The sequence below is a fragment of the Ancylobacter tetraedralis genome, from assembly GCF_014195655.1.
GTDB classification, from domain to species: Bacteria; Pseudomonadota; Alphaproteobacteria; order Rhizobiales; family Xanthobacteraceae; genus Ancylobacter; species Ancylobacter tetraedralis.
In genome coordinates this window covers 417,387-430,730 of the sequence record NZ_JACICD010000002.1, presented here as the reverse complement: position 1 = coordinate 430,730, position 13,344 = coordinate 417,387, and the positions used below count along the sequence as shown (strand labels likewise).

11 protein-coding genes are annotated in these 13,344 nt (G+C 68.8%); 4 read left to right on the top strand and 7 right to left on the bottom strand.

Going from position 1 to position 13,344, the window contains the following annotated elements; translation table 11 throughout:
* The first annotated feature begins 5 nt into the window (after positions 1-5).
* The 4 genes from FHS55_RS07335 to FHS55_RS07320 all read left to right on the top strand — a co-directional run bounded on the left by FHS55_RS07335 (position 6) and on the right by FHS55_RS07320 (position 3,739).
* Positions 6-1,130 (top strand): alginate O-acetyltransferase AlgX-related protein, encoded by a 1,125-nt coding sequence (locus FHS55_RS07335; protein ID WP_183189036.1) that lies wholly within the window; start codon positions 6-8, stop codon positions 1,128-1,130.
* A gap of 89 nt (positions 1,131-1,219) precedes the next feature.
* Positions 1,220-1,780, top strand: a complete 561-nt coding sequence (locus FHS55_RS07330; protein WP_183189035.1) for a prolyl-tRNA synthetase associated domain-containing protein — start codon at positions 1,220-1,222, stop codon at positions 1,778-1,780.
* 97 nt (positions 1,781-1,877) lie between these two features.
* On the top strand, positions 1,878-2,804 hold the full coding sequence (gene trxA, locus FHS55_RS07325) for a thioredoxin (protein ID WP_183189034.1): 927 nt from the start codon (positions 1,878-1,880) through the stop codon (positions 2,802-2,804).
* Positions 2,805-3,061: 257 nt separating this feature from the next.
* Positions 3,062-3,739 (top strand): LON peptidase substrate-binding domain-containing protein, encoded by a 678-nt coding sequence (locus tag FHS55_RS07320; RefSeq protein WP_183189033.1) that lies wholly within the window; start codon positions 3,062-3,064, stop codon positions 3,737-3,739.
* Between the two features lie 162 nt (positions 3,740-3,901).
* Here FHS55_RS07320 and FHS55_RS07315 read toward each other — a convergent pair whose 3' ends face one another.
* From FHS55_RS07315 to FHS55_RS07285, 7 genes are all read right to left on the bottom strand, one after another.
* Positions 3,902-7,138, bottom strand: a complete 3,237-nt coding sequence (locus FHS55_RS07315; protein ID WP_183189032.1) for an efflux RND transporter permease subunit — start codon at positions 7,136-7,138, stop codon at positions 3,902-3,904.
* Positions 7,138-8,403, bottom strand: a complete 1,266-nt coding sequence (locus FHS55_RS07310; RefSeq protein WP_183189031.1) for an efflux RND transporter periplasmic adaptor subunit — start codon at positions 8,401-8,403, stop codon at positions 7,138-7,140. The genes FHS55_RS07315 and FHS55_RS07310 overlap by 1 nt, the downstream gene beginning before the upstream one ends.
* Positions 8,400-9,116 carry a TetR/AcrR family transcriptional regulator gene (locus FHS55_RS07305; RefSeq protein WP_246339916.1) on the bottom strand — a complete coding sequence of 239 codons (717 nt, stop codon included), beginning with the start codon at positions 9,114-9,116 and terminating at the stop codon, positions 8,400-8,402. Before FHS55_RS07305 ends, FHS55_RS07310 begins: the two co-directional genes overlap by 4 nt.
* A gap of 117 nt (positions 9,117-9,233) precedes the next feature.
* Positions 9,234-9,746 carry an RNA pyrophosphohydrolase gene (locus FHS55_RS07300; protein ID WP_183189030.1) on the bottom strand — a complete coding sequence of 171 codons (513 nt, stop codon included), beginning with the start codon at positions 9,744-9,746 and terminating at the stop codon, positions 9,234-9,236.
* A gap of 235 nt (positions 9,747-9,981) precedes the next feature.
* Positions 9,982-10,377, bottom strand: a complete 396-nt coding sequence (locus tag FHS55_RS07295) for a hypothetical protein (RefSeq protein WP_183189029.1) — start codon at positions 10,375-10,377, stop codon at positions 9,982-9,984.
* Between the two features lie 162 nt (positions 10,378-10,539).
* The gene (locus tag FHS55_RS07290; protein WP_183189028.1) at positions 10,540-11,889 is read right to left on the bottom strand and encodes a S41 family peptidase; all 1,350 of its coding nucleotides are present in this window, start codon (positions 11,887-11,889) and stop codon (positions 10,540-10,542) included.
* Complete coding sequence (locus tag FHS55_RS07285) at positions 11,886-13,280, bottom strand: murein hydrolase activator EnvC family protein (RefSeq protein ID WP_343056038.1); 1,395 nt, start codon at positions 13,278-13,280, stop codon at positions 11,886-11,888. Before FHS55_RS07285 ends, FHS55_RS07290 begins: the two co-directional genes overlap by 4 nt.
* Between the last annotated feature and the right edge of the window lie 64 nt (positions 13,281-13,344).

Genomic DNA, 13,344 nt, shown 5'->3' with positions numbered 1-13,344 from the left:
CCGCGATGTCCCTGCTGCTCGCCTTCCGCCGCTGGTGGGCCATCCTGTTCGTGGCGGTGCTGAGCCTGCCGGCGATCGGCCATTTCCTGCCCGACCTGCCGGCGCCGATGCGCACCGTGGTGGCGCCCGAGGCGCGCTGGTGGGAAGAGGCCAACAAGCGCATGGACCCTTATCTCAACAACACGTTCGGCTTTCGCGGCGCGGTGCTGGCCGCGCATGGCGCCTATGTGCGCTTCATCGGCGCACCGCGCGGTCCCTCGGTGCTGCGCGGCACGGATGGCTCGCTGTTCTACACCGGCGACCACGCGCTGGAGCAGAGCGTCGGCCAGTTGCTGCGTCCGGCGCTGGTGGGCGAGTTCGTCGACTGGGTGATAAGCCTCAAGCGGGAGATCGAGCCGTGGGGCGGCCGGCTGGTCGTGGTCATCGCTCCCAACGCCCAGACGATCCAGTTCGACCACCTGCCCGATTATGCGCGCCGGCAGATGAAGCGGCCGACCGAGTATGACCTGCTCGATGCGGACCTCGCCAAGGCCGGCATCGCCCATGCGGACCTGCGTCCGCCGCTGCTGGCGGCGAAGGCCGCTGGCCCGGTCTACTGGCGCTTCGACACGCACTGGAACCAGCGCGGCGCGCTGATCGGCTTCAACGCGGCGCTGGCGGCTGTCGGGCGCGCCGACCTGGAAATCAACCCGGACGAGGCGCTCGGCCCGCCGGAGCCGCGCACCGATGGCGATCTGGTGCGGCTCACGGGCAATGGCACCACCGAGCCGGCGGACGTGCAATATCCGGTGAAGCCGCCCGTCGCCGTTGGCGCGGCGAGCCTCACACCACTTCCCGGCATCACTCAGGCGCGCTCGCCGCGCTTTCCCTTCCCCCCGCTCGCTTTCGAGACCGGCCATCCCGGCCCGCGCATCATGGTGATCGGCGATTCCTTCACCTATGGGCTGTGGAAGGACTACCTCGCCTATCGCAGCTCCGCCTTCGTGTGGACGCACCACCTGTTCTGCCGCGGCGACCCGGCGCCGATCGCCCGGTTCAAGCCGGAGATCCTGATCGTGGCGGCGGCGGAACGTCTGTTCCCCTGCCCGCTCAAGGTGCCCGAATGGGCCGAGAGCGAGGTGCGGCGCTGAGCCGGGCGGGCGGCGCCACGCCCGAGGCGCGCCCGTGCTTGCCGCCACAGGGCTCGCGGCATTAGAAGGCGGGCGAAAGGATCCCGCCCATGTCTTCCTTCGACGCCTCCGCTGACGCTCCCGCCTCGCCGCCGCTCACGCCGGAGCAATTATTCGCCCGTCTGGCGGAACTCGGCATCGACACACGCACCATCACGCATCCCCCGCTCTTCACGGTGGAGGATTCGCAGACGCTGCGCGGCGACATTCCCGGCGGGCACACCAAGAACCTGTTTCTCAAGGACAAGAAGGGCAACCTCTTCCTCGTCGTGGTCGAGGAGGAGGCGCGCGTCGATCTCAAGAACCTGCACGGCCCGCTGGGCGCCGCGAGCAAGCTCTCCTTCGGCAGCGCCGAACTGCTGGAGGAGGTGCTGGGCGTGAAGCCCGGGGCTGTGACCGCCTTCGCTCCGATCAACGATCGGCAGGGCCGCGTGACGGTGGTGCTCGACACCGAATTGATGGCCTTCGCCGACATCAACTGCCATCCGCTGGTCAATACCGCGACCACCACGATCGGCCGCGACGACCTGGTCCGCTTCCTGCGCGCGACCGGGCATGAGCCGGTCGTCATGGCGGTGCCGCGCCGGGCCGATACGGTGGAACAAGCCTGATGCCGCGCGCGGTTGCGACAGTTGCATTCCCGGCACGACGGACCATGTTAAGCGGCAAACAAGCGGTCAACACGACAAGCACTGCGAGGACTGTCCCATGTTGCTGAACCAGCCCGCCAACCCGGCCGAGAACGGGGCCGCCTCTCCGGCTGGCGACGATGTCGTGATCGACGTCACCACCCGGAGCTTCATGAAGGACGTGGTCGAGGAATCGCGCCAGCGGCCGGTGCTGGTCGATTTCTGGGCGCCCTGGTGCGGCCCGTGCAAGCAGCTCACCCCGATCATCGAGAAGGTGGTGCGCGCGGCCAAGGGCAAGATCCGCCTCGCCAAGATGAACACCGACGAGCATCCCGCGGTCGCCCAGCAGCTCGGCATCCAGTCGCTGCCCACCGTCTATGCCTTCGTCAACGGCCAGCCCATTGACGGCTTCATGGGCGCGCAGCCGGAGACGCAGGTCCAGGCGCTGGTCGACCGGCTGGTGGCCGCCGCCGGCGGTGGCGACATCGCCGAAGTGGTCGCCTCGGGCGAAGCCGCGCTGGCGGAGGGCGACCTTGCCGGCGCAGCGGAGATCTTCACCGCCGTGCTCGCCGAGGAGCCCGCCAACGTGAAAGCCATTGCCGGCCTCGCGCGCACCCAGCTTTCCGGCGGAAATGTCGAGGACGCCAAGGCGACGCTTGCTCTGGCGCCCGAGACCGCGGCGAACGATGCCGGCATCGCCGCCGTGCGCGCCGCCATTGAGCTGGAAGAGGCCGCGGCCGGGCTCGGCGACGTGCGCGAGCTGGAGGCCCGTGTCGCCGCCAATGCGCTCGACCATCAGGCGCGGTTCGATCTGGCGCTGGCGCTCAATGCGCGCGGCCTGCGCGAGGAGGCGGCCGACCACCTGCTCGCCATCGTGCGCAAGGACCGCACCTGGAACGAGGACGGCGCGCGCAAGCAGCTGGTCCAGCTGTTCGAGGCCTGGGGACCGACCGACGAGCACACCATCGCCGGCCGGCGACGCCTGTCATCCATCCTGTTCGCCTGAACGGGGGCCTCCCCGGCCTTATCCCGGCAGCGGCCGGCGGCGGGCTCACGAGGCCGCTCGCCGTCGAGGCGCGCCACGCCGTCCTCGTCCCGGCGCCGCGCAATTTCCCGCAACGGGCCCGACAGCGTTGTGGATTCAAACGTCGGGACATGCAAAAGCGCAGGTGCGCGGGCATGATCCTGTCGCAGGCGCCGGCCGGTAGAGCTATCCCGCGCTGCCGGCGAGCCTCTTCGTGCGTGTTTCTTTCAGGAGTGCCGATGCCCATCAACCGGCCCTATGGCAGTCCATCGGAACTGCCGAGCCTCATCCCGCTCTTTCCGCTGGAAGGAGTTCTGCTGCTGCCGCACAGCCAGCTGCCGCTCAATGTCTTCGAGCCCCGCTATGTCGAGATGATCGACGCGGCGCTGGCCGGCGGCCGGCTCATCGGCATGATCCAGCCGGCCTTCGATCTGGCCGGGCGGCCGCTCGAGGGCGGCAAGGCGCTGGCCGGCGTCGGCTGCGTGGGGCGCATCACCGAGATCGCCGAGAGCGGCGACGGGCGCTATTTGCTGGCGCTGACCGGTATCGCCCGCTTCCGCCTCGTGAAGGAGCTTGAGGTCGACACCCCGTTCCGGCAGGGCGAGGTCGATTTCGAGGCCTTCCGCGACGACTTCACCCCCGGCTTCGGCGCCGAGGCAGTGGACCGCGGCGCACTGCTGCGCACGCTGGCCGACTATCTCGACGCCAATGAGCTGGAAGCGGATTGGGAGGGCATCAAGAATGCGCCCAATGAAGCACTGGTCAACGCGCTCGCCATGATGGCGCCGTTCGGCCCGCGCGAGAAGCAGGCCCTGCTGGAGGCGGCGACCCTCGCGGCGCGCGCGGAAATGCTGATCGCCGTCACGCAGATGAGCATGGCGCGCACCGCCGGCGACGGCGACACTCCACTGCAGTGACCCCGGGCGCCCTTGCCGCCCATCCGCCGTGCGCCCTGCATGGGCGGTGAGGAACCGGTCACCTAAGGGGGGCGTGGTGGCCGGTTCCTCACCTGACCCCTCCGGGGGGCGGAGGGGATTCGTGCACGGCAATGGCGCCCGCTCGGGCGCCCGCTCGGCCAGCTACTCCGCGGCTATGGGCGGGCGGGGCGGTACCGGCAGTGAGCCGACGGCACGCGGGCCGGCGGCAGGGCCAGACATAGGCGGGCCGACCGGATGGGGCGCCGGATGCGCGGCGGTGGGTGTCTGCGTCCCGGCATCATAGCCCGGCGGCTCGTCCGTCTCGCCGACGAACCGGCTGAGCAGGCCCCCGAGATAGACGCCGAGATCATCGATCAGCGTGAACACTGCCGGCACGAAGACAAGCGAGAGCGCGGTGGAAGCCAGCAGCCCGCCGATCACCGCGATCGCCATGGGCGAGCGGAAGTCGCCGCCCTCACCGATGCCCAGGGCCGAGGGCATCATGCCGGCCACCATGGCGATGGTGGTCATGATGATGGGCTGTGCGCGCTTGCGGCCGGCCTCGATCAGGGCCGCCCCGCGATCCTCGCCCGCATTGATCGCCTCGATGGCGAAATCGACCAACAGGATGGTGTTCTTGGTCACGATGCCCATCAGCATCAGGAAGCCGATCACCACCGGCAGTGTCAGTGCGTTGTTGGTCAGCAGCAGGGCGACGAAGGCGCCGCCCACCGACAGCGGCAGCGCGATGAGGATGGTGATGGGCTGCAGCACATTGGCGAAGAGCAGCACCAGCACGGCGAACACCATGAGGATGCCCGCGCTCATGGCTGTCGTGAAGCCCGAGAAGACCTCGCCCATGATCTCGGCGTCGCCGGTCTCCTTCAGCACCACGCCGGCCGGCAAGTTGCGCGCCGCCGGCAGGGCATAGACCTCCTCCAGCGCCTCGCCGAGCTGGGTATAGCCGGCAAGGTCGCCTTCGATGGCCACACGCCGGGCGCGGTCATAGCGATCGAGGCTGGAGGGGCCGGTGCCGAACGAGATGTCGGCGACCGCCGAGAGCGGCACCGAGGCGCCCGTTCCGGTCCGCACCCGCAGCATCTCGAAGGTGGAGATATCGGCGCGCGCCCGCTCGTCCAGCTGCACGCGGATCGGCACCTGCCGGTCGCCGGCGGAGAATTTGGCGAGATTCTGCGCAATGTCGCCAATGGTGGCGATGCGCACCGTCTGGGCGATGTCGGCCACCGAGACGCCGAGTTCGGCCGCCTCGGCGAGCTTGGGCACCACGCGCAGTTCCGGTCGCTCCAGCGCGACGGTGGACACCACGTTGGACAGGCCCTTCACATTGGCGCGGATCTCGCGCTCCAGCTCCAGCGCCGCCTTGTCCACGGTAGCGCCGTCCGAGCCGGACAGAACCAGCGTGAACTCGCGCCCGCCCGGCCCGACGCCGCCCGAGGCCCCGAAGCTGAACCGCAGGTCGGGGATGGGCGCCAGTTCGCGCACCATGCGGTGCTCGAACTGCTTCTGCGTCTCGTCGCGCTTGTCGCGCGGCACGAGGTTGATGATGACGGTCGCCTTGTTCACCTCGCCGCCGTCGCCGAACGGGCCGCCGGCCGAGCTCGAACCGCCGGTGGCATAGACGCTCGCCACCTCGGGCTGGGCCTTCAGGCGGGTGGAGACCTCGTCCACCATGTCGCGGGTCTGGTCCAGGGTATCGCCGGGGGGGAGTTCCAGAGCGAGCACCGAGCGCGAGACGTCCGAACTCGGGATGAAGCCGGAGGGCAATAGCGTGGACAGCCACATCGAGGCGATGAACAGCACGATGCCCCCCGCCACGGTGAGATAGCGGTGGCGGACCGAATCGCGCAGCACCTGCACGTACCAGCGCATCAGCCGGGTGTCGTCGGTTTCCCGGTGACCCTCGTCACGCATGAAATAGGCGGCCAGCATGGGCGTCAGCAGGCGCGCCACCAGCAGCGAGAACAGGACGGCCACCGCGACCGTGATGCCGAACTGCCGGAAATACTGGCCGGCGATGCCGCCCATGAAGCTGACCGGCAGGAACACCGCGACGATGGTGAGCGTCGTCGCCACCACCGCGAGGCCGATCTCGTCGGCGGCCTCGATGGAGGCGCGATAGGCCGACTTGCCCATGCGCATATGGCGCACGATATTCTCGATCTCGACGATGGCGTCGTCGACCAAGATGCCCGTCACCAGCGTCACGGCCAGAAGGCTCACGCCGTTCAGCGAGAAGCCCAGCATGTCCATCACCCAGAAGGTGGGCAGGATGGAGAGCGGGATCGCGAGGGCGGAGACCACGGTGGCGCGCCAGTCGCGCAGGAACAGGAACACCACGATGACCGCGAGCACCGCACCCTCGATGAGGGTATGCATGGCGGATTCGTAGTCCGCCTTGGTGTATTTCACCGTGGAATCGATCAGCGTGATGCGGATCTCGGGATAGGCGGCCTCGAGCTTGCGCAGCTCCTGCTCGGCCGATTCCGCCACCACCACGTCCGAATAGCCCTTGGCGCGGTAGATGCCGAAGGCGACGACCGGCTTGCCGTCCAGCCGGGCGAACAGGCGTGGCTCGGCCGCACCGTCGGTCACGGTGCCGAGGTCGGCGAGGCGCACATGTCGCCCGCCCGGCAGCGCGATGCGGGTCTCGGCGAGCTGGGCCACGGTGGTGGCACCACCGAGCGTGCGCACGGACTGCTCCTGCGTGCCGATGCGGCCGCGGCCGCCCGCGAGGTCGACATTGGTGGCGGCGACCTGGTGGTTCACGTCCGCCGCCGTCACGCCCAGCGCGGACAGCCGGTCGGGGTCGAGCGAGATACGGACCTCGCGATCCACGCCGCCCTCGCGCTTCACCTGGGCGATGCCGCGCACACCCTGCATCGAGCGGATGACGGTGTCATCGACGAACCAGGACAGTTCCTCCGGCGTCATGCTCGGCGCCGAGGCGGCATAGGTGGCGATGGCCATGCCTTCGACGTCGATCCGCTGCACCAGCGGTTCCTGGATGTCCTGCGGCAGTTCGGTGCGGATATTGGTAACGGCGTCGCGGATATCGTTCACCGCGCGGTCGACCTGCGTCTCCAGCTGGAACTCGACGACGGTGAAGGACTGGCCCTCGGTGACGCTGGATGTGAGGTGCTTCACCCCCGGCACGCCGGAAATCGCCGTCTCGACGCGTTTCGTAACCTGCGTCTCCAGCTCACTGGGCGCGGCGCCCGGCTGGATAATGGTGACCGCGACGATAGGCACGTCGATATTCGGCATGCGCGTGATCGGCAGCCGGCCGAACGTGTAGAGGCCGACCACCGTCAGCACGACGAACAGGACGATGGATGGAACGGGTTTGCGGATCGCCCAGGCGGAGATGTTGAGAGCCATCAGACCCCCTCCTTCTCCTGGGAGGTGAGCGGAATGGGTGTGACGCGGTCGCCCTCGCGCAGGAAGCCGCCGGCCTTGGCGACGACGCTGTCGCCTTCCGTTACGCCCTGCAGGATCTCGACATAGCCGTCGCCCTTGAGGCCTGTGGTGACGGCGCGCCGACGCACGATGTCGTTCTCGACGACGAAGACGAACACGCCCTCGGGGGTGAATTGCAGCGAGGCCTGCGGCAGGGCGATGCCGACGCGGCGGGCAATCTCGATCACGCCGCGCCCATAGGCGCCGGGGCGCAGGCGCTCGTCGTCGGGCAGCGCCACCGCCACATGGGCGAGGCGGCTGGTGGGATCGACCTTGGCGCCGATCAGCCGCACGCTGGCCTGCACCGGCTCGTTGAAGCCGGCCGGCGTCACCGCGACCGGCTGGCCCAGCGTCACCCGCGGCAGCGCCGATTCCGGCACTTCCGCCTCAAGGTCGATGGCACCATCCTTGACGATGCGGAACAGCGGTTCGGGATTGGACGCCAGCCCGATGGCGCCGATGCGCGCCGAGCGGGCGGAAACGATGCCCGACTCGGGCGCGCGAATGTCGGTACGGTCGATGCGAACGTCGATTTCATCGCGATTGGCGCGGATCTGCGCCGATTCGGCTTCCGACGCGGTAATCGATTCCTCGGCGGCGGCCACCTGAGCCGCGGCCACCTTGGCGGCCCGCTCGCGGGCATCCAGCATTTCCTGCGAGGTGGCGCCGGTCTTGATCAGCGTGCGCGCGCGCTCGACCGAGGATTCCGCCTCGGTCTGCTCGGCCATGGCCTGCTGCAGCGCCGCCTTCTGCTGGGCGATTGCCGCCCGCGCCTTGGCGGCGGTCGCGGTGTTCTGCGCCAGCAGCGTCTCCAGCGTATCGCGCGAGAGGCGAGCCAGCACCTGACCCTTGCTGACGCGATCCCCCTCTTCGACCAGAATGTCGGTGATGCGGAAACCGTCGATCTCCGCCCCGACCATGATCTCCTCGCGCGCCACCAGCGTACCGGTCACCGACAGCCGCTCGACCACCTCGCGCCGCGCCGCCGGCACGACGGAGATGGAAATGGCGCGCACCGAATTCGGATCCGGCACGGCCACGTCGTCGGCCTGGGCCGCATCGGTGAGCTGGAGGCTGGAGCTGAAGCGGTCGCGGAAGGCGAGACCGACCACGCCGACCATCACCACGGTCGCGACGAAGGCGAGCGCGACGCGCCCGCCGAAGGAGGGAGGAAGCTTGAGGATCATGGCGTAATGTCCGAATGGGCGGCGCCAGGAACAGACGCTGCGGCAGCCGACGCAGCAAAGACAGAGGCAGGGGCCAGCATGCGCGCGATCAGCATCGCGAAAGCCGGCGCGGCACGTTCGAGGGTCAGTTCCGGATCGAACCGGTTGCGCAGCACGAGGCCGTCGCCAATGGCGTTGATGAGCAGAAGGGCGACATCTGGATCGATCGTCGGATCGACCTCGCCGCGAGCGCGGGCGGCAAGAAAGGCGCGGCGGAGCGCCACGTTCATCTCGTCCTCGACCGCCTGGAAGGTCGGCTTCAGCGCCGGGTTGCGCGAGGCCTCGGCGTAGATTTCCGGGCCAAGCTCAAGGCAGATCATCGACAATTCGCCGGAAAACAGCGCATGCCCCATGCGCAGCAGCCCCTCGATGAAGGTGGGCGCGCTCTCCAGCGTCTCGACGAGACCGGCCCTGAGCGCGCGCTCCTCCTCGACGATGGCGATGATGATCGCCTCCTTGGAAGGAAAATAGCGGTAGAGCGCCCCCGGGCTCATGCCGGCCTCGGCACAGATCTCGTGCATCGAGGTGCCGTGAAAGCCGGAACGGGTGAAGCAGGCGATGGCGCCGTCCAGCACGCGGCGGCGCGCGTCGATACGTGTCGGGCCACGGCGGCCGCCGCCAGTGTCCGGCACGTCAGACGATGCCTCGGCACCGGCACGAACTGCGACCGTCATCGCCCCCCCAGACTTTAGTCTTCCCCGCAGCGGCATTAAGGTTGCAAAAGCGCACGGCGTCAAGAACGAACGTTCGTTCTCCAAATGCCGACCGGGCGTCCGCGCGCGTCCCGCCGCTCAGCCCCGGGCGGCCAGCACCGGCGCAAACGCCTCGACCACCTTGAGATAGACCGAGCGCTTGAACGGAATGATCAGCGACGGCGTCGCCTCCAGCTGCTCCCAGCGCCAGGCGAGGAATTCCGGCTTGTGCTTGCCGCCGCCGGGACGGATGACATCGATCTCGCGATCGTCGCCGGTAAAGCGCAGCGCGATCCATTTCTGCGTCTGGCCGCGATAGCGGCCCTTCCAGGCCTCGCGGGCGACCGGCTCGGGCAGATCATAGGCGAACCAGTCGGGCGCCTCCGCCAGCGGCTCCACCGAGCGGACATTGGTTTCCTCGTAAAGCTCGCGCAGCGCCGCGTCCTGCGGGCTCTCGCCCTCGTCGATGCCGCCCTGCGGCATCTGCCAGGAATGCAGCGCGTCGACATGTTCAGCCCCGCCCATGCGCTGGCCGAGGAAGACCAGACCCTCGCGATTGACGAGGACGACGCCGACACACGGACGATAGGGCAGCTGGTCGAACGGGATCATCGCGATGGGTCCGCACGTCGAGGGAGGCGGCCAAGGAACCGCGCGTCATTCTAGAGCCGGCCCCGGAACCGGGCGAGCGCCACGTTAAAACATGCTTAATGGCGAGCCGCCGGTGCCAGCATGATGCATCGCGGAACGGCGATCCCGCGGCGACACGTGCGCCGTCAGCCAGCCTCAAAGGCGGCGGGATCAAGGGTTCGGGACGAAAGCCCCATCCACAGATCCGGGCTGGCGCTCAGCGCGCGAAAGTCGGCGTGCCGGACGCGGCCGCGCCCAGGCGCGCCGGCGGCACGACTTCCACCAATTCGTGCACGCCATTGGCTTCGTCGAGAAAGGTGAAGGAACCCGGGCCCGGGCCCTCATCGTCGCCATCATCGTAACGGGGACGCAGCGTCGGCATATCGACGACGACGGCCGTATTTTCGCGCTCGAACAGGTTGCGCACCTGCGTCTCCGGCCGCTCCCGCAGGGCCAGCCAGGCACCGGCCACGGCGATGACCGCGACGCCGGTCAGGCTGAACATCGCCACCGCCGCCCAGAAGCAGGCATTGTCCCGCCCGGTGTCACGCCCCAGCGGAGCGTCCGTCTCGTTCATCAGCGGCATGATCGGCAGCGGTTCGATACTGGACATGATGCCCTTGTCGGATCGGACCTAGGCGGGATCGGGGCAAGATTGGGCAACAAAGACGACAGGACAGGAAAAGGGCCCCGTTCCTGCGAAAGAACGGAGCCCGTGGTATTTTTATCACATACAGGATGAAGGAGAGACGGCGGGAACCGCCGTCGGCCCGCATCAGTTCGGAACGGCGGCCTTGGGGTCGGCCGGATAGGCGGCGTTCTTCTGCACACCCTGCATCAGGTCGATGGCCAGCTTCAGCTGGGTGTCGTCCTTCGGATCCGGCGGGACATAGGCCGGCGAGCCGGTCTTCTCGTCCTCGCCATTCTTCAGGTGGCCCTTGAGCGAGGCTTCGCCGCGCGTGGTCTCGACGCCCGCCGCCTCGGCCTTCTCCTTCACGTCCTGGGGCACGTCCTGCACCAGTTCGATATCGGGCGAGATGCCCTTCGCCTGGATGGAGCGGCCCGACGGCGTGTAGTAGCGCGCGGTGGTCAGCTTGATCGCGGCATTGCCCGAAACCGGGATGACCGTCTGCACCGAGCCCTTGCCGAAGGAGAGCGAGCCGAGAATGGTGGCGCGCTTGTGGTCCTGCAGCGCACCGGCGACGATCTCGGAGGCCGAGGCCGAACCGCCATTGACCAGCACGATCACCGGCTTGCCCTTGGCCAGGTCGCCCGGCCGGGCATTGCGGCGCTCGGTCTCTTCCGGGTTGCGCCCGCGGGTGGAGACGATCTCGCCGCGGTCGAGGAAGGTGTCGGAGACGTCGATGGCCTGGTCGAGCAGGCCGCCCGGATTGTTGCGCAGGTCGACGATGAAGCCCTTGAGCTTGTCCTCGCCGATCTGCTTGGTCAGGTCCTCGACCGCCTTCTTCACGCCCTCGCCGGTCTGCTCGCTGAAGGAGGTGACGCGGATATAGCCGATGTCGCCATCCTCGACGCGCGAACGCACCGACTTGATGTTGATGATGTCGCGGGTCAGCGTCAGCACCAGCGGCTTGTCCTGGCCCTTGCGGACGATGGTGAGCCGGATCGGAGTGGCCACCGCGCCGCGCATCTTGTCGACCGCCTGCTGCAGTGTGAGACCCTTCACATCCTCGTCATCCAGCTTGATGATAAGGTCGCCAGCCAGCACGCCGGCCTTGGCGGCGGGGGTGTCGTCGATCGGGGTGACAACCTTGACCAGGCCGTCCTCCATCGTGACCTCGATGCCGAGGCCGCCGAACTGGCCGCGCGTCTGCACCTGCATGTCGCGAAATTCCTTCGCGTCCATGTAGGTGGAATGCGGGTCCAGCGAGGAGAGCATGCCGTTGATGGCCGCCTCGACAAGCTTGGAATCGTCCGGCTTCTCGACATAGTCGGCGCGAACGCGCTCGAATACGTCGCCGAACAGATTCAGCTGGCGGTAGGTGTCCGACGCCGCCGCCATGGCCTGGCCGGGCTGCAGCAGCAGCCGCGGCTGAGCGGCGCCGACCGCGACCAGCGCGCCGACAGCTGCGCCCAAGAGAAATACTGACGTCTTACGCATCATCCGCGTGCCTTCTCGCTCTCGCTCGTCGCCCACCATGGCGCTGGATCGATCGAGTTTCCATCCTTGCGGAACTCGACATAGAGAATGGGTTGGGCGGTTCCAAGGCCAACCGACGAGACGAGTTGCGGCCCCTGTCCCATGACCGCCACCGGTTCGCCCGAGAGCACGAACTGACCCAGTTCCACCGTTATCTTATCCATTCCCGCCAAAAGGATATGGTAGCCGCCGCCGGCATTGATGATCAATAGTTGTCCGTAAGAGCGGAAGGGTCCGGCATAGACCACCCAGCCATCGCTCGGCGAGGACACCTGCGCCTCCGCCCGGGTGCCGAAGGTCATGCCCTTTTCCTGCCCGCCATAGGCGTCTCCCGCGCCGAACGCCTTCAGCACCTGGCCCGCGGTGGGCATGGGCAGAAGCCCCTTGGCCTCGTCGAAGGCTATGCCCGGGGAGAGGCGGCTCGGGTTCTGCAGCGCCGCCAGCCGGGCCGCCGGGCCTTGATCCGCCTTGCTCGGCACGCTCGCACGGGCCGCTTCGGCGGCCTTGCGCGCGGCGCTCACCTCGGTCTCGATCCGGGCGACAAGCTCGCGCACATTGCCGGCCTCGGCCGCCAGCGTGGCCGCGCGCGCCTCTTCGTCCTTGAGGGCGGCTTCCCCCGCCTCCAGCGAGGCCTGGCGTTGCTCGATCAGCGCGCTGGTGCGCCGGCGCTCCTCCGCCAGCGAGGCTTTCAATTCTGCGAGAGCGTCGCGCTCGCTGGCCGCCTCGTGCGTCACGCGCTGCAGCGCCTGCAACTCGCCGGCGAGCAGATCGGTCTCCGATTTCAGCTCCGGCAACACGGCGCCGAGCAGAATGGCGGAACGCACCGACTGCAGGGCATCGTCCGGGCGCACCAGCAGCGCGGGCGGGGGGCGACGGCCGAGCCGCGCGAGGCCGCCGAGCACCTCGGCCAGCTGGCCCCGGCGCGAATCGAGCGATTCGCGGATATCGGCCTCCTCGCGGCCGAGCTCGACCAGGCGCTGCTCGCTGGCATCGAGCTTGCCCTCCACCCCGCGCACCTTCTGCGCGGTGTCGATCAGCGCGGTATTCAGCTTGGCGCGATCCCCCTTCAGCGAGGCGATCTCGCCGGCCAGGCGCGCCTGCTCGGCGGCGCTGCCCTTCATCGCCGCGTCGAGCTCATGGATGCGCTGCTGCGGCGCGGCACCGTTCCCCGCGGCATCGCCATCCGCCTGGCCCTCCGTCTGGCCCTGCGCCTGGCCCTGCGCCGGGGCAGGCGCGGAATCCGGCGCGGGCGTCGAGCCGGATTCCGGCGCTTGCGGCCAGGCCGGCAGCGCGACGAGCAGGCCGAGCCCGGCGGCGCACAGCACGGCGAGCCCGCGGCGCCGGCGCGACCGCACGGGTGATCTGGGAGGCAGGCAACGGGCGGCAGGGCGTGGGAAGCGCATCGGGAGAGGGAACGCC